This is a genomic window from Streptomyces sp. NBC_01264, assembly GCF_026340675.1.
Classification (GTDB): Bacteria; Actinomycetota; Actinomycetes; order Streptomycetales; family Streptomycetaceae; genus Streptomyces.
In genome coordinates, this window is the sequence record NZ_JAPEOX010000001.1 from 2427238 (window position 1) to 2444271 (window position 17034).

12 protein-coding genes are annotated in these 17034 nt (G+C 69.6%); 5 read left to right on the forward strand and 7 right to left on the reverse strand.

Going from position 1 to position 17034, the window contains the following annotated elements; all coding sequences use genetic code 11:
* Positions 1 to 2: 2 nt before the first annotated feature.
* The 3 genes from OG435_RS11130 to OG435_RS11140 form a co-directional block, all read right to left on the reverse strand.
* Positions 3 to 629 carry a hypothetical protein gene (locus OG435_RS11130; protein WP_266876652.1) on the reverse strand — a complete coding sequence of 209 codons (627 nt, stop codon included), beginning with the start codon at positions 627 to 629 and terminating at the stop codon, positions 3 to 5.
* A gap of 248 nt (positions 630 to 877) precedes the next feature.
* Positions 878 to 1861, reverse strand: coding sequence for a tRNA (adenine-N1)-methyltransferase (locus tag OG435_RS11135; RefSeq protein ID WP_266876653.1), 984 nt, complete (start codon positions 1859 to 1861; stop codon positions 878 to 880).
* An 18-nt stretch (positions 1862 to 1879) separates the two neighbouring features.
* Positions 1880 to 3013, reverse strand: coding sequence for a site-2 protease family protein (locus tag OG435_RS11140; RefSeq protein WP_430625750.1), 1134 nt, complete (start codon positions 3011 to 3013; stop codon positions 1880 to 1882).
* Between the two features lie 149 nt (positions 3014 to 3162).
* On the opposite strand from OG435_RS11140, the gene OG435_RS11145 reads away from it, so the two are divergent.
* Together OG435_RS11145 and OG435_RS11150 are read left to right on the forward strand one after the other, a co-directional pair.
* Complete coding sequence (locus OG435_RS11145) at positions 3163 to 4221, forward strand: RecB family exonuclease (RefSeq protein WP_266876655.1); 1059 nt, start codon at positions 3163 to 3165, stop codon at positions 4219 to 4221.
* 118 nt (positions 4222 to 4339) lie between these two features.
* Entirely contained in the window at positions 4340 to 5014 is a 675-nt protein-coding gene (locus OG435_RS11150) for a response regulator (RefSeq protein ID WP_254384765.1), read from the forward strand.
* A gap of 104 nt (positions 5015 to 5118) precedes the next feature.
* On the opposite strand, the gene OG435_RS11155 is transcribed toward OG435_RS11150, so the two are convergent.
* From OG435_RS11155 to metH, 4 genes are all read right to left on the reverse strand, one after another.
* A complete protein-coding gene (locus tag OG435_RS11155) occupies positions 5119 to 6699 on the reverse strand; it encodes an ABC transporter substrate-binding protein (RefSeq protein WP_266876656.1) in 1581 nt (526 codons plus the stop codon).
* A gap of 92 nt (positions 6700 to 6791) precedes the next feature.
* Positions 6792 to 8396 carry an ABC transporter substrate-binding protein gene (locus OG435_RS11160; protein WP_266876657.1) on the reverse strand — a complete coding sequence of 535 codons (1605 nt, stop codon included), beginning with the start codon at positions 8394 to 8396 and terminating at the stop codon, positions 6792 to 6794.
* A 480-nt stretch (positions 8397 to 8876) separates the two neighbouring features.
* Entirely contained in the window at positions 8877 to 9578 is a 702-nt protein-coding gene (locus OG435_RS11165) for an HAD family hydrolase (RefSeq protein WP_266876658.1), read from the reverse strand.
* Positions 9579 to 9763: 185 nt separating this feature from the next.
* Entirely contained in the window at positions 9764 to 13273 is a 3510-nt protein-coding gene (gene metH, locus OG435_RS11170; protein ID WP_266876660.1) for a methionine synthase, read from the reverse strand.
* 264 nt (positions 13274 to 13537) lie between these two features.
* Here metH and OG435_RS11175 point away from each other — a divergent pair, with 264 nt between their 5' ends.
* The 3 genes from OG435_RS11175 to glpK all read left to right on the forward strand — a co-directional run bounded on the left by OG435_RS11175 (position 13538) and on the right by glpK (position 17022).
* Entirely contained in the window at positions 13538 to 14305 is a 768-nt protein-coding gene (locus tag OG435_RS11175; protein ID WP_266876662.1) for an IclR family transcriptional regulator, read from the forward strand.
* A gap of 329 nt (positions 14306 to 14634) precedes the next feature.
* Positions 14635 to 15417: an MIP/aquaporin family protein gene (locus tag OG435_RS11180; protein WP_266876664.1), complete on the forward strand. Its 783-nt coding sequence runs from the start codon at positions 14635 to 14637 to the stop codon at positions 15415 to 15417.
* A 78-nt stretch (positions 15418 to 15495) separates the two neighbouring features.
* On the forward strand, positions 15496 to 17022 hold the full coding sequence (gene glpK / locus OG435_RS11185; protein WP_266876666.1) for a glycerol kinase GlpK: 1527 nt from the start codon (positions 15496 to 15498) through the stop codon (positions 17020 to 17022).
* Positions 17023 to 17034: the final 12 nt, after the last annotated feature.

Genomic DNA, 17034 nt, shown 5'->3' on the forward strand with positions numbered 1-17034 from the left:
GTTCAAACACCTGTGGGGGTCGAGTCCGTAAGCTCCTGGCGGAATTTTCCGCCGGTCCAGCGCCACTTGGCGAGCTGCTTGGTGTCGGGGCTGTAGCGGGGCACTTCGGGCGAGGAGTACCCGAGGAGGCTCGCGGTGACCAGGCCGTCGCGGACGGTGAGGTCGGTCGCGGTCTGCTTGCGGCCGGCTTCGAGGAGTGTGGCGACGACGCGGGGGTTCGCGGTTTTCGCCGGGTCCTGGGCGAGGACGTAGATCGCGTGCGGCGGGGTGCCGGAGCCGGCGTCGCAGCGGACGGCCGCGACGGTTTCGGGGTGGCCGTCGCCGTCGAGGTCGCCTTCGGCGGTGTCCGTGACGGCTTGCGGGAGGCCCTTGCAGTCCAGGGGGTACGTGACCGCGTGCGCGTCGGGAGCGGAGGCGGTGGCGGCCTGTTGGCCGTGGTCCGGGCTCGTGGGACCCGTGGGGCGTGCCGGGTCCGTGGAGGCTCCGGTGGCCGGGGCGGGCTGCAGGAGTCCCGCGCCGGCTATGACGGCGGCCAGGGCCGAGGCGGTGGCCAGCCAGTGGACGGGCCGGGTCCGGTGGTGCTCCGTGGTGGGGGTGCTCGGCGCCGGCTCGGCGGGGCTGTGCGGCACGCGGGGTGTCTCCTGTGCGAAGGGTGACGGGGAGCCAGCATCGTGCCACACCTCACATCGGGGTGGAACGGGTGGGTCCGGACCGGTCGGGCCGCTCGTGCGGGACCGGCCCGAGGGCAACGAAAAGACGCCGTGCCGCAGTTCCCGGATGGTCCGGGGGAACTGGGGCACGGCGTCTTCGTGTTGGTGGTGCGGGTCGCCCTGCCGGGTGGCCGGGCGGTCCTCAGGCTCTCAGCGGCTCAGGCTGCTCAGACGCCGTCGGTGTCGGCGGTGGTCTCGGCCGCGGCCGTGGCGGCCGTCTCCGCGGTCTTGGCGGCGGACTGTCCCCCAGCTACCGCTGGGAGGGGCCCCCGGCCGGGGCCGTCGTAGTCCTCGCCGTAGGCGCCCTTGGAGGGGCGGCGGCGGCGCATGGGCGGCTCGACGCCGTCGGCGAGGCGGCGGGCGGTGACGAGGAAGCCGGTGTGGCCGATCATCCGGTGGTCCGGGCGGACGGCCAGGCCCTCGACGTGCCAGTTGCGGATCATCGATTCCCAGGGCTGCGGTTCGGCGTAGCAGCCGAACTCGCGGATCGATTCGACGGTCCGGGAGAGCTGGGTGGTGGTGGCCACGTAGCAGCAGAGGATGCCGCCGGGGACCAGCGCCTTGGAGACGGCCTCCAGGCACTCCCAGGGGGCGAGCATGTCGAGGATCACGCGGTCGACGTCCGTGTCGGACAGGTTGTCCTGGAGGTCGCCCACGGTCAGCTGCCACGCGGGGTGCGGGCCGCCGAAGTAGCGCTCGACATTGGCCGTGGCGATCTCGGCGAAGTCGGGGCGGCGCTCGTAGCTGTGGAGCATGCCCTGGTCGCCGATGGCGCGCAGCAGGAAGCTGCTCAGGGAGCCGGAGCCGACGCCTGCCTCGACGACGCGGGCGCCGGGGAAGATGTCGGCGAAGGCCAGGATCTGGCCGGCGTCCTTGGGGTAGACCACGGCGGCACCGCGGGGCATGGACAGGACATAGTCGGGGAGCAGGGGACGCAGCGCGAGGTAGGCGACGTTGCCCGTGGTACGGACAACGCTTCCCTCGGGGGAGCCGATCAGCTCGTCGTGCGGGAAGGAACCCTTGTGGGTGTGGAAATTCTTCCCAGCTTCGAGCGTGAACGTGTAGTGGCGGCCCTTGGGGTCGGTGAGCTGTACCTGGTCCCCGACCTCGAAGGGCCCGCGTCGGCGGGCGGCACCGGTCGGTTCGGACATGTGACCAGTGTATTGGCTTCAGGACTGGGGCCGCGCCATGGCCTTCACGAAGGCCTTTTCCACGTCGAGGGTGGACAGGACGCCGTAGATGGCGCCGTCGGGCTGGAGGACGAGGTACTCGGTGGCGGGGGTGGTGCGGAGGTGGTCGAGGAGTTCTTCGCCGGTGAGGTCCGCTGAAACCTTCATGCCGTCGGTGAGGTCCTGGGCGAGGGTGCCGGCGGCGACCCAGGGGCGGCGGTGTTCGGGGACGGAGGCGATGGCGCTTTCGCGGACGATGCCGGTGGGGTCTCCGAGTCCGTCGACGACGACGAGGGCGCGGGCGCCTGCTTCGTTGGCGCGGCGGAGGGCTTCGGAGAGGGGGGTGGCGTTCTCGACGGGGATGGCGCGGCGGGTGAGTTTGCGTGCGTGGAGTTCCGGGAGGTGTTCGCGCAGGCGGGCGACGCGGAGGCTGTTGCCGGCTCCGGTCCAGATGATGCCGGCGAGGATCGCGGCGAGGAGGGCGTCCATGACGGTGTCCATGCCGCCGATGTCGTCCGTGGGGCTGCCGAGGGTCCCGGTGGAGTTCAGGAGGGGCAGGCCGAGGAGGACGGCGACGGCGAGCGCGCGGCCGGCCCAGGCGGCGGCGATGGTGCCGGTCATGGGTTTGCCGGTCATGCCCCAGATGACGGCGCGGAGCATGCGGCCGCCGTCGAGGGGGAGGCCGGGGAGGAGGTTGAAGGCGGCGACGAGGAGGTTGGAGATCATGAGGCCGGCGAGGAGGACGCCGGGGACGCTGGCGGGTTCGACGGCTTTCATGCCGAGGTAGAAGGCGCCGGCGAGGAGGAGGGAGAGGAGGGGGCCGACGAAGGCGAGGACGAATTCGCGGCCGGGGGTTTCGGATTCCTTCTCGATCTCGGAGACGCCGCCGAAGAACTGGAGCTGGATTCGGCGTACGGGGAGTTTGAAGCGGAGGGCGGCGACGGTGTGGGCGAGTTCGTGGACGAGGACCGAGGCGTAGAAGGCGACGGCGAAGAAGAGGGCCACGAGGTAGCGCAGGGTGCCGAGGTCGGGGAGGATGCGGTCGAGCTGGCCGCCGAAGACCCAGGTGATGAGGGCGGCGACGAGGAACCAGCTGGGCGAGACGTAGACGGGTACGCCGAAGGGGCGGCCCATGAGGAGTCCGCCGCCCGGTCCTGAGCGCCGGCCCACGCGCTCGCCGGTTTCGTCGGTGTCTGCCACGGTTGTCCTTCGTTCGCTGCTGTCCGGTGCGGTGGTGCGCCGGTGGTTCCGGTGTGTGTTTCCCGTGGTGCCGGGGTGCGCCGTTGCGCGGTGTGATGCTCCGATCATGCAGTGCGAGGGGGGTCGGCGTCGATGGTATGCGCGTGCTGTCGGTGGCGGGTCGTAGGGTTTTGTCCATGACGACGAGCCCCGGCAGCGGTCCGGACGACGCAGTGAGCAGTTCCGTGCCCGATCCGGTGCCCGGTTCCGGTGCCGTGCCCGGTTCCGGTGAGGGTTCCGGTTCCGGTGCGGGTTCCGTGCCCGCGCAGGCGGTGGCCGTGGCGCCTTCTTCGCTGTCGCCCTCGCGGGCGAGCGATTTCATGCGGTGTCCGTTGCTGTACCGGTTCCGGGTGATCGACAAGCTGCCGGAGAAGCCGAGTGCGGCGGCGACGCGGGGGACGCTGGTGCACGCGGTGCTGGAGCGGCTTTTCGATCATCCGGCGGCGGAGCGTACGGCGCCGCGGGCGAAGGCGTTGATTCCCGGGCAGTGGGACCGGCTGCTGGAGTCGAAGCCGGAGCTGTCGGAGCTGTTCCCGGGGGGTGACGAGGGGGCGGGGCTGGAGCGCTGGCTGACGGAGGCCGAGGCGTTGGTGGACCGGTGGTTCACGTTGGAGGACCCGACGCGGCTGGAGCCGGTGGAGCGGGAGTTCTTCGTGGAGACGGAGCTGGAGTCGGGGCTCCGGCTGCGCGGGATCATCGACCGGGTGGACGTGGCGCCGACGGGTGAGGTGCGGATCGTCGACTACAAGACGGGGAAGGCGCCGCGGCCGGAGTACGCCGAGGGTGCGCTGTTCCAGATGAAGTTCTACGCGCTGGTGGTGTGGCGGCTGAAGCGGGTGGTGCCGCGGCGGCTGCAGCTGGTGTATCTGGGCAGTGGGGACGTGATCACGTACGACCCGGTGATCGAGGATCTGGAGCGGATGGAGCGCAAGCTGCTGGCGCTGTGGGAGGCGATCCGGGAGGCGACGGAGACGGGTGACTGGCGGCCGCGGCAGTCGAAGCTGTGCGGCTGGTGTGATCATCAGGCGGTGTGTCCGGAGTTCGGTGGTACTCCCCCGGTCTATCCGCTGGCACTGCCGTCCGCCGGGCGGGGCGAATCCTGATCTTGGTGTCAGGGCAGAATGGGCCGGGTTCCCCGTCGGTGTCCGGATGACTCCGCTGAATCCGATGCCCAGCTGAACCCGATGTCCCGACGAGCCCTACGAATACGAGGTGGACCCCGTGGCGATCCGCGTACTGCTGGTCGACGATCAGCCGCTGCTGCGCACCGGTTTCCGGATGATCCTGGAGGCCGAGCAGGACCTGGCGGTGGTCGGTGAGGCCGGGGACGGTCTGCAGGCGCTGGACCAGGTGCGGGCGTTGCAGCCCGATGTGGTGCTGATGGACATCCGGATGCCGCGGATGGACGGGGTGGAGGCGACGCGGCAGATCACGGGTCCGGGTCGGGACGGTCCGGCGAAGGTGCTGGTGCTGACGACCTTCGATCTGGACGAGTACGTGGTGGAGGCGTTGCGGGCGGGGGCCAGTGGGTTCTTGCTGAAGGACGCGCCGGCGGCGGAGCTGGTGCAGGCGATCCGGGTGGTGGCGGGTGGCGAGGCGATGCTGGCGCCGAGCATCACGCGGCGGTTGCTGGACAAGTACGCGGGGCATCTGCCGTCGGGCGAGGACAGTGTTCCGGACATGATCGCTTCGTTGACGGAGCGTGAGGTCGAGGTGCTGAAGCTGGTGGCCCGGGGGCTGTCGAACGCGGAGATCGCGGCGGATCTGTTCGTGAGCGAGACGACGGTGAAGACGCATGTGGGTCATGTGCTGACGAAGCTGGGTCTGCGTGACCGGGTGCAGGCGGCGGTGTACGCGTACGAGAGCGGTCTGGTGCGTCCGGGCGCCGGTCAGTAGGCAGCCGGGGGCGCCGGCGCGCCGGTACGGGTACGGGCCCGCTTCCGCTTCGTGCGGAGGCGGGCCCGTCGCCGTTGCCGTCGGGGTTTCCCGGGCGGAGGGGCTCAGCCCTTGCTGATCTCCCAGAAGCGGAAGACGGTGGAGGCGTCCAGGGACCACTGCAGGCCGGTCACGTTCTGGCGGGTGACGGCGTACTGCTTGCTCTGCCAGAGCGGGAGCAGGGGGATCTCGTCGGCGACGATGTCCTGGAGGCGGGCGTAGTCGGCGCTGGCGGAGCCGCGGTCGGACTTGGCGGAGGTCGCCGGGATGATGGTCCCGGTGATCTCCTTGTTGTCGTAGTTGTTGTGCAGCACGTTGTCGGGGCCGAAGAAGGGCTGCGTGAAGTTGTCGGCGTCGGGGTAGTCGGGGACCCAGCCCTTGACGTAGACGCCGTACTTGCCCGCCTGGATGTCCTTCTCGTACTGCTCGAACTCGACGGATTTGACGTCGGCTTCGAAGAGGCCGCTGCTGTTGAGCTGCTTGGCGATGAGCTGGAATTCCTGGTCCGTCGAGGGGCCGTAGCGGCTGGGCGTCGAGTACAGGGTGATCTTCACCTTGTCCTTGATGCCGGCCGCGCGGAGGGCGGCCTTGGCCTTCTCGGGCTGGGGGCTGCCGCCGTAGCGGTCGAAGAAGGCGGTGGTGTGGGAGGCGATGCCGGCCGGGACGATGGAGTAGAGCGGGGTGGCGGTGCCGTCGTAGACCTCGCGGACGAGGGCCTCGCGGTCGACGAGGTAGGCGATGGCCTTGCGGACGGGGAGCTTGCCCGCGACGGGGTCGGCCGTGTTGAAGACGAGGTGTTCGACCTCGGCGCCGGCGCCCTGGACGACCTCGACCTTCTGGTCGCCGGTCTGGGAGGCGAGGCCGGCGATGTCCTTGGCGGCGAGGCCGCGGAAGGCGAAGTCGACGTCTCCGCTTTCGAGGACCTTCTTGAGGGCGGCCTGGTCCTCGTTGAAGAACTTCATGGTGACGCCGCTGTTCTTCGGCTTGGCCTTGCCGCTGTAGCTGTCGTTGACGGAGAAGGAGGCGCTCTTGTCGTTGATCGAGTCCAGCTTGTAGACGCCGGAGCCGAAGGCCTTGCCGTCCGTGCGGAGTTTGTCCGCGGGGTACTCGGTGTGGTCGACGATGGAGCCGGCGCCGGACGCGATCTTGCTGGGGAAGGTCGCGTCGGGGGCCTTGAGGTGGAAGACGACGGTCTTGTCGTCGGGGGTGTCGATGCTGCCGATCGACGCGAGCATGACGGCGGGGCCGTTCTCGTCGTTGATCTTGAGGGTGCGCTCGAAGGAGTACTTGACGTCCTTGGCGGTGAGGCTGTTGCCGTTGCTGAACTTCAGCCCGGTGCGCAGGGTGCACGCGTAGGTCTTGCTCCCGACGCCCTCGAAGCCGCAGGCCTGGGCGGCGTCGGGTTCGGGGTTGGTGCCGCCCTTGGGGAAGCTGAGCAGGGACTGGAAGACGTTGTTGAAGAGCAGCCAGGAGCCGGGGTCGTAGCCCGAGGCGGGGTCGGTGGCCTTCACCTTGTCGGATATGCCCATGACGACGCCCTTGGCGCCGGCGGCGTTGGAGCCGTCCGTCGCGCCGCAACCGCTCAGCAGCGCGGCGGCGGTGGCCGCTCCGACGGGGGCGGCCAACCACTGGTTCCGTGTCTTCACGCGAACATCCTTCTCAGTCTCACTGGCTCGTCTGGTTCTGGTGCCGGGGGTGTGGCACCGGGGCCTGGTGCCGGGGGTCTGGTGCCGGGGTGTCAGCCGCTGACGCCGCGGCCGAGTTCCCACAGCTGGAGGTCGGAGATAGCGTTGACCGACCATTCCACTCCGGTGATCCCGTCGCGTGCGGCGACGTACTGCTTGCCCTGCCACAGGGGCAGGACGGGTACGTCCTCGGCGACGATGTCCTGCATCTCCGCGATCGCGGGTCCGGCGACGCCGCGGTCGACGGCGCGGCGCGATTCGGGGATGAGCTTGGTGCGCACCGTGGTGTTGGCGTACGGCGTGCCCAGGAAGTTGTCCTGCTCCAGGAACGGGGCGAGGAAGTTGTCGGCGTCGGGGTAGTCGGGGAACCAGCCGAGCCCGTAGGCGGCGTATTCGCCCTTCTTCTGCGCGGGGCGGAAGGCGGCCCAGTCGGTGCCCTGGACGGTGATGTCGAAGAGCTGGGTGGAGTTCAGCTGCGTCTTGAGGGCTTCGAACTCTGCCGCGGTGCCGTCGCCGTAGTGGTCGTTGGTGTAGTGGAGGGTGAGCTTGACCGGGGTTTTGATCCCGGCGGCCTTCAGCAGGTCGGCGGCCTTGGCGGTGTTGGCTTCGCCGTACTTGTTGAAGAAGGAGTTGACGTGGCCGGTCACGGTGGTGGGGACCAGTGAGTACAGGGGCTGCGCGGACTTGCCGTAGACCTTGGAGATGAGGGCGCCCCGGTCGACGGCGGCGGCGAGGGCCTGGCGTACGGCCTTGTCCTTGACGGTGGGGGCCTCGGTGTTGAAGCCGAGGTAGCGGATCTCCAGGCCGGGCATCGGGACGAGCTTGATGCCCTTGGGGGGCTTAGCGGAGAGTTCGGTGATCTGGGCGGGCGACAGGGTGCGGGAGACCATGTGGACGGTGCCGTCCTGCAGTGCCTTGCCCACGGCTTCGGAGTCGTCGAAGGTGCGCAGTTCGGCCTTGTCGTTCTGGAGCTTGAGATCACCCTTGTAGTGGGGGTTCTTGCTGAAGACGGCGCGGACGAGGCGGTTGTCCTTGACTTCGGCCTTCATCGTGTAGGGGCCGGAGCCGTCGACGGTGAAGCCGGTGCGGAGCTTTTTGGCGTCGTACTTCTTGGCGCTGACGATGCCCGCGGCGGGGGTGGAGAGCTTCTGCGGGAAGGTGGCGTCGGCGGTCTTGAGGTGGAAGACGACGGTGTCGGTGCCCTTGGTCTCGACGGTGTCGATGGTGGAGAGCAGCGAGGAGGGGCCGTTCTCGTCCTTGATGGCGAGGACGCGTTCGATGGAGAACTTGACGTCCTGCGCGGTGAGGGGGCTGCCGTCGGCGAAGGTGAGGCCGGTGCGCAGGACGCAGCGGTAGCTCTCGTTGCCGGTGTCGGTGAAGCGGCAGTCGTTCGCCGCTTCGGGGACGGGGCTGCCGCCGCCGCGCGGGGTGTGCATCAGCGTCTGGACGGTCTGGCGGAGGATGTTCCAGGCGCCGGCGTCGTAGGCGTAGGCGGGGTCGAGCGGGGCGGGGGCGTATTCGGCTGCCTCGAACCGGTCGGTGGTGCCGACGACGATCGTTCCGGATCCTGCTCCTGCGCCGCTGGTGCTGCCGCAGGCGGTCAGCGCGGGGGTGAGCAGTCCGGCGGCTGCCGTCAGCGCCATGGTCTTGCGGTTCATGCTGGAAGTACTCCCTCGACCCGGCACTTGTTCAAAGCTGGCGTGGAGGGCATCGCGACGGTCGCCCGTTCTGGGCGGAACGATCGGGCCGGTGGTGTGACGATCGGTCCACGCGGTTCCGGAAACAGGGGTGTGTGTCCGGGACGGCTGAGGTGCGGCGCAGTGCCCGGATCGACATTAGTGGCCTGTGGAGGGGTGGCTTGAACCGTGTGGCGCGGGGGTGTTGTCGCTCCGTCGCGGGAGCTGACCGGGGGTGTGCGCGGGGGCGTGCGCAGATTCGGTCAGGTGCTGATCAATGGGGACACAAGGGGTGGGATGGGAGGGCGCGCAGTGGTGCGAAGGGGGCTTTGCGGGTGACAAAGGTCACCCGGGACAACTCCCCCGGTAGGGATGGAATTTCGGCCTCCGGGGAAGTGCGCGGGAGATCCGCCCGCGGGACTTTGGTCCTGGGGCGGATCGTCCGGTACGGAGCGTGCGCGGTCAGTTCAGCGGAGTGATGAGGGAGCGCAGGAAGGGCAGGTCGACGTCTTCGAGGGAGCCGACGACGGTGCGGCCCGGGGCGGGTGCGATGAGGCCTACGGAGGGGATGGCGACGACTCTGCATCCGGCGGCTTCGGCGGCGGCGACGCCGGTGGCGGTGTCCTCGATGACGGCGCAGCGGGAGGGGTGGGCGCCGAGGGTGTGGGCGGCGAGGAGGTAGGGGTCGGGGTGCGGCTTGGTGCGTGCGACCTCGTCTCCGGCGACGGTCATGGTGAAGCGGTCGCGGCCGAGGGTGAGCAGGACCTGGTCGATGACGCGTCGGTGGGAGGCGGAGACCAGGGCGGTGGGGACGTTGTGCCGGGCGAGTTCGCTCAGGAGGCGTTCGGCGCCGGGCATGAGGGGTACGCGGTCGGCGATGCGGGCTTCGAAGCGCTCGTTGAGCAGGACGGTGAGTTCGGCGAGGCCGATGTCGGCGCCGGTGGCTTCGATGAGGAAGCCGCCGCTGCGGGTCATGGGGCCGCCGACGACGACGTCCCGCCAGGATTCGTCGAGGCGGTGGCCGAGTTCGCCGAAGACGCCGACCTCGATCTCCCACCAGAAGCCCTCGGTGTCGACGAGGGTGCCGTCCATGTCGAGCAGCACCGCCTGCAGGGCGTGTCCGTCGGCCGTACGGGCGACGGGGGCGGGGACTGTGCTCGTCATGCGCGCACCTTTCCGGGGGTCCGTAGGGGACGAGAAGGCCGGTCACCTCACCTCCGGGGGCGTGCCCGGGGGAACAGGTGACCGGCCTGTATGGGACCGACTAGTGTACGCCGGTCCGTCTCGATGTGCGTGGTATTACGCCGCTGCGTGCGCGGGGTGCTTCTGGGTGGGCGCCGAGGTGCGTCTCAGCGGGCGTTGAAGTACTTCGCTTCGGGGTGGTGGATGACGATGGCGTCGGTGGACTGCTCGGGGTGGAGCTGGAACTCCTCCGAGAGGTGGACGCCGATGCGCTCCGGCTGGAGGAGGTCGGCGATCTTGGCGCGGTCCTCCAGGTCGGGGCAGGCGCCGTAGCCCAGCGAGAACCGGGCGCCGCGGTACTTCAGGTCGAACATGTCCTCGACCTTGGCGGGGTCCTCGCCGCCGAAGCCCAGCTCGGCGCGGACGCGGGCGTGCCAGTACTCGGCCATGGCTTCGGCGAGCTGGACGGAGAGGCCGTGGAGCTCGAGGTAGTCGCGGTAGGAGTCGGACTCGAACAGCTTGGCCGTGGCCTCGCCGATCCTGGAGCCGACGGTGACGACCTGGAGGCCGACGACGTCGATCTCGCCGGATTCCTCGGGGCGGAAGAAGTCGGCGAGGCACAGGCGGCGGCCGCGGCGCTGGCGGGGGAAGGTGAAGCGGGTCCGCTCGTTGCCGGCGTCGTCGAGGATGATCAGGTCCTCGCCCTTGGAGACGCAGGGGAAGTAGCCGTAGACGACGGCGGCTTCGAGGAGGTTCTCGGTGTGCAGCTTGTCGAGGAGGCCGCGCAGGCGCGGGCGGCCCTCGGACTCCACGAGCTCCTCGTACGTCGCGCCGCCGGCGCGGGCCTGCTTGAGGCCCCACTGGCCCTTGAAGAGGGCGCCTTCGTCGAGCCAGGAGGCGTAGTCCTTGAGCGGGATGCCCTTGACGACGCGGGTGCCCCAGAAGGGCGGGGTGGGCACGGGGTTGTCGGTGGAGGTGTCGGAGCGGCCGCCGGGCTCCTCCGTCTCCTCCACCGCCAGGGGGGTGTCGCGCTTGGCGACGCGGCGCTGCTTGAGTTCGGGGAGGGTGGCGCCGGGGACTCCGCGCTTGACGGCGATGAGGGCGTCCATCAGGCGCAGGCCCTCGAAGGCGTCGCGGGCGTAGCGGACCTCGCCCTCGTAGATCTCGTGGAGGTCCTGTTCGACGTAGGCGCGGGTGAGGGCGGCGCCGCCGAGGATGACCGGGTAGTCGGCCGCCAGCTTGCGCTGGTTGAGCTCCTCCAGGTTCTCCTTCATGATCACCGTGGACTTGACGAGCAGGCCGGACATGCCGATGACGTCGGCCTTGTGCTCCTGTGCGGCTTCGAGGATCGCGGAGACCGGCTGCTTGATGCCGATGTTGACGACGTTGTAGCCGTTGTTGGTCAGGATGATGTCGACGAGGTTCTTGCCGATGTCGTGGACGTCGCCGCGGACGGTGGCCAGGACGATGGTGCCCTTGCCCTCGTCGTCGCTCTTCTCCATGTGCGGTTCCAGGTGGGCCACCGCGGTCTTCATGACCTCGGCGGACTGGAGGACGAAGGGGAGCTGCATCTGGCCGGAGCCGAAGAGCTCGCCGACGACCTTCATGCCCTCCAGGAGGGTGTCGTTGACGATGTCGAGGGCGGGGCGGGTCAGCAGGGCCTCGTCGAGGTCGGCGTCCAGGCCGTTCTTCTCGCCGTCGATGATGCGGCGCTGCAGGCGCTCGTCGAGCGGCAGGGCGAGGAGTTCCTCGGCGCGGCCGGCCTTCATCGACTTGGTGTTGACGCCTTCGAAGAGGGCCATCAGCTTCTGCAGCGGGTCGTAGCCCTCGGCGCGCCGGTCGTAGATCAGGTCGAGGGCGGTGGTGACCTGCTCCTCGTCGAAGCGGGCGATCGGCAGGATCTTGGAGGCGTGGACGATCGCGGAGTCCAGGCCGGCCTTGACGCACTCGTCGAGGAAGACGGAGTTCAGCAGGACGCGGGCGGCCGGGTTGAGGCCGAAGGAGATGTTGGAGAGGCCGAGGGTGGTCTGGACGTCGGGGTGGCGGCGCTTGAGCTCGCGGATCGACTCGATCGTGGCGATGCCGTCCTTGCGGGACTCCTCCTGGCCGGTGCAGATGGTGAAGGTCAGGGTGTCGATGAGGATGTCCGACTCGAGGATCCCCCAGTTCCCTGTGAGGTCCTCGATGAGGCGCTCGGCGATGGCGACCTTGTGCTCGACGGTGCGGGCCTGGCCCTCCTCGTCGATGGTCAGCGCGATCAGCGCGGCGCCGTGCTCCTGGGCGAGGGCGGTGACCTTGGCGAAGCGGGACTCGGGGCCGTCGCCGTCCTCGTAGTTCACGGAGTTGATGACGGCGCGGCCGCCGAGCTTCTCCAGGCCGGCCTGGAGGACGGGGACCTCGGTGGAGTCCAGGACGATCGGCAGGGTGGAGGCGGTCGCGAAGCGTCCGGCGAGCTCCTTCATGTCGGCGACGCCGTCGCGGCCGACGTAGTCCACGCACAGGTCGAGCATGTGCGCGCCTTCGCGGATCTGGTCGCGGACCATCTCCACGCAGTCGTCCCAGCGGGCTTCGAGCATGGCCTCGCGGAACTTCTTGGACCCGTTGGCGTTCGTGCGCTCGCCGATCGCCATGTACGAGATGTCCTGGCGGAAGGGGACGGTCTGGTAGAGCGAGGACGCGCCGGGCTCGGGGCGGGGGTCGCGGACGGCCGGGTTCAGGCCGCGGACGCGCTCGACGACCTGGCGCAGGTGCTCGGGGGTGGTGCCGCAGCAGCCGCCGACGAGGGAGAGGCCGTACTCGCGGACGAAGGTCTCCTGGGCGTCGGCGAGCTCGCTCGCGGACAGCGGGTAGTGGGCGCCGTTCTTGCCGAGGACCGGCAGGCCCGCGTTGGGCATGCAGGAGAGGGGGATGCGGGAGTTGCGCGCGAGGTAGCGCAGGTGCTCGCTCATCTCGGCGGGGCCGGTGGCGCAGTTCAGGCCGATCATGTCGATGCCCAGGGGCTCCAGCGCGGTCAGCGCGGCGCCGATCTCCGAGCCGAGGAGCATCGTGCCGGTGGTTTCCACGGTCACGGAGCAGATCAGCGGGACGGAGACGCCGAGGGCCTCCATGGCGCGGCGGGCGCCGACGATGGAGGACTTAGTCTGCAGGAGGTCCTGGGTGGTCTCGACGAGGAGCGCGTCGGCGCCGCCGGTGATCAGACCCTCGGCGTTGATCTGGTAGGCGTCGCGGATGGTTCCGTAGTCGATGTGGCCCAGGGTGGGCAGCTTGGTGCCGGGGCCCATGGAGCCGAGGACCCAGCGCTGCTGTCCGGTGGAGGCGGTGAACTCGTCGGCGATCTCGCGGGCGATCCGGGCGCCGGCGAGCGAGAGCTCGTGGTTGCGGTCGGCGATGTCGTATTCGGCGAGGGCGGCGTAGTTGGTGCCGAAGGTGTTGGTCTCGACGCAGTCGACGCCGGCCTCGAAGTACTCGCGGTGCACGTTGGCCACGATGTCGGGGCGGGTGACGTTGAGGACCTCGTTGCAGCCTTCGAGCTGTTCGAAGTCTTCCAGGGTGGGGTCCTGGGCCTGGAGCATGGTTCCCATCGCTCCGTCGGCGACGACCACGCGGGTCGCCAGTGCCTGGCGGAGGGCATCGGCCCGGGTCTGGGTGTCTGCGGGCGGGTTCGGCAACGAGGCCATGGTTGAGCTCCCTGGGATGCGACGGCTGTCGGCTTTGCACCCCCTCTGTGTCAAGGGTGCACGCGGCCAGGGTAACGGTGGACACCCGGCCCCGGTGAGGGCGTCCCACGTGGCGGACTGCATTCTGTGCCCGGGGGGACGGCGACTTCCGGCCGGGGTGTCCTGGGCGACTCGTATCGGTGGACTCTGCCCTCATCATGCACAAAGTCGGCATCGACCGATAGTGTTCAGCATTGTCGAACTACGTCAGCAGGAGGCTGCGCGATGGCACGGAACATCCAGTCGCTCGAACGAGCCGCTGCGATGCTGCGGCTCCTGGCGGGCGGCGAGCGCCGGCTGGGGCTCTCGGACGTGGCCTCTTCCCTGGGTCTGGCCAAGGGGACGGCGCACGGGATCCTGCGCACGCTGCAGGCCGAGGGTTTCGTGGAGCAGGACCCGGCTTCGGGCCGCTACCAGCTCGGTGCGGAGCTGCTGCGCCTGGGCAACAGCTATCTGGACGTCCACGAGCTGCGGGCGCGCGCCCTGGTGTGGACGGACGACCTGGCCCGCGCGAGCGGGGAGAGCGTGTACGTGGGGGTGCTGCACAAGAGCGGGGTGCTGATCATGCACCACGTGTTCCGGCCCGACGACAGCCGCCAGGTGCTGGAGGTGGGGGCCATGCAGCCGCTGCACTCCACGGCCCTGGGCAAGGTGCTGTCCGCGTACGACCCGGTGGCGCACACGCAGGTCCTGGAGGTGGAGCGGGAGTCGTTCACCCCCCGGACGATCACCGACGGCTCCGGCTTCGAAGAGGTCCTGGACACGATCCGGGCCCGCGGCTGGGCCAGCGACATCGAGGAGACCTGGGACGGGATCGCCTCGGTGGCGGCCCCGATCCACGACCGCCGCAGGATGCCGGTCGGCGCGGTGGCCGTCGCGGGGGCCGTGGAGCGGGTGTGCGGGGACTCCGGGGAGCCCCGGGCCTCGCTGGTGGCCTCCGTACGGGACTGCGCGCGGTCGGTTTCGCGCGATCTCGGGGCGGGCCGGTTCTGACCTTGGCATGACCTCATCGCTCCGCCCGAACCACCCAACGGCCGCGTCAAAGTGGCATTTGGGTGGTTTTTGGCGTTTGATGATCAACGAATGGCCTAATTTGTTCGATCGCACCGACCGGTAACGATCCGGCTCATTGGCCTGGTCAACTCTTGACGCCCGCTTCACCCGGCCGGAAAACTGCCGTTCATCGGTCGGCATTGCCGAACACCTACCGGCAATACGCGTTAGAGTGTGGCAAGGCCAAGGACCGGTGCAGCACTCACCGAGTGCGTGGACCGCCGGAGGGACCCGGCGGCCACCACCCCTGAACGACAAAGGAGTCGCGGGTGTCCAGCTCCGACATCTTCATCGGCGAGACCATCGGTACCGCCCTGCTCACCCTGCTCGGTGGTGGCGTCTGCGCCGCGCTGACGCTCAAGAGCTCCAAGGCCCGCGGCGCAGGCTGGCTCGCGATCACCTTCGGCTGGGGTTTCGCCGTCCTGATCGCCGCCTACGTCTCCGCACCGCTCTCCGGTGCGCACCTCAACCCGGCGGTCACCGTCGGCATCGCGATCAAGGACGGCGCCTGGGGCGACGTACCGGTCTACTTCGCCGGCCAGCTGCTCGGCGCGATGATCGGCTCGGTCCTGATGTGGCTGGCCTACTACGGCCAGTTCCAGGCGCACCTGTCCGACCCGGAGCACATCCGTGACGCCAAGCTCGGCCCCGAGGACCCCCACCCGCACGACGTGGCCGGCCCGGTGCTCGGCATCTTCTCCACGGGCCCCGAGATCCGCAACGTCGTCCAGAACCTGACGACCGAGATCATCGGCACCGCCGTCCTGGTCCTGGCCATCCTGACCCAGGGCCTGCAGGACGACGGCAAGGGCCTCGGCGTCATCGGCGTCCTGATCACCTCGTTCGTCGTGGTCGGCATCGGCCTCTCGCTCGGCGGCCCGACCGGCTACGCCATCAACCCGGTGCGCGACCTCGGCCCCCGCATCGTCCACTCCCTGCTGCCGCTGCCCAACAAGGGCGGCTCGGACTGGAGCTACTCCTGGATCCCGGTCCTCGGCCCCCTCGCGGGCGCCGCGCTCGCCGGCGGTCTGTACAACATCGCGTTCGCCTGATCAGCAATCGGCACCACGGCACCATCCGCACCGCCATTCTGATTCCGCCTACTTCGACACCTGCCAGGAGCAGCCACCATGACCAGCAGCACCGGCCCCTTCATCGCCGCGATCGACCAGGGCACCACCTCTTCCCGCTGCATCGTCTTCGACCGTGACGGACGCATCGTCTCGGTCGACCAGAAGGAGCACGCGCAGATCCTCCCGCAGCCGGGCTGGGTCGAGCACGACGCCGCCGAGATCTGGACCAACGTCCAGGAGGTCGTCGCCGGGGCCCTTTCCAAGGGCGACATCGACCCGGCCGAGGTCAAGGCCGTCGGCATCACCAACCAGCGCGAGACCACCCTGCTGTGGGACCGCCACACCGGCGAGCCCGTCCACAACGCGCTGGTCTGGCAGGACACCCGCACCGACGCCCTGTGCAAGGAGCTCGGCCGCAACGTCGGCCAGGACCGCTTCCGCCGCGAGACGGGCCTGCCGCTGGCGAGCTACTTCGCCGGTCCCAAGATCCGCTGGCTGCTCGACAACGTCGAGGGCCTGCGCGAGCGCGCCCAGGCCGGGGACATCCTCTTCGGCACCATGGACTCCTGGGTCATCTGGAACCTGACCGGCGGCGCCCAGGGCGGCGTGCACGTCACCGACGTCACCAACGCCTCGCGCACCATGCTGTTCAACCTGCACACCATGGCCTGGGACGAGCGCATCGCCGAGTCCATGGACGTGCCGATCAACGTCCTCCCCGAGATCAAGTCCTCCGCCGAGGTCTACGGCCACGTCAAGGAGGGCGTCCTCGCGGGCGTCCCGGTCGCCTCGGCGCTCGGTGACCAGCAGGCCGCGCTGTTCGGCCAGACCTGTTTCGCCGAGGGCGAGGCGAAGTCCACGTACGGCACCGGAACGTTCATGCTGATGAACACCGGCGACAAGATCATCAACTCCTACAGCGGCCTGCTGACCACCGTCGGCTACCAGATCGGCGACCAGAAGCCGGTCTACGCGCTGGAGGGCTCCATCGCCGTCACCGGCTCGCTCGTCCAGTGGATGCGCGACCAGATGGGCATGATCAAGACCGCGGCCGAGATCGAGACCCTGGCCTCCTCCGTCGAGGACAACGGCGGCGCGTACTTCGTGCCGGCCTTCTCCGGCCTGTTCGCCCCGTACTGGCGCTCCGACGCCCGCGGCGTGATCGCCGGCCTCACCCGGTACGTCACCAAGGCGCACATCGCCCGTGCCGTCCTGGAGGCCACCGCCTGGCAGACCCGCGAGATCACCGACGCCATGACCAAGGACTCGGGCGTCGAGCTCGCCGCCCTGAAGGTCGACGGCGGCATGACCTCCAACAACCTGCTGATGCAGACGCTCTCCGACTTCGTGGACGCCCCCGTGGTGCGCCCGATGGTCGCCGAGACCACCTGCCTCGGCGCCGCCTACGCCGCCGGCCTGGCCGTCGGCTTCTGGCCCGACACCGACGCCCTGCGCGCCAACTGGCGCCGCGCGGCGGAGTGGACCCCGCGGATGCCCGCCGAGCAGCGGGAGCGCGAGTACAAGAGCTGGCTCAAGGCCGTGGAGCGGTCCATGGGCTGGGTCGATGACGAAGACGCCAGCTGACCGCACAGCGGC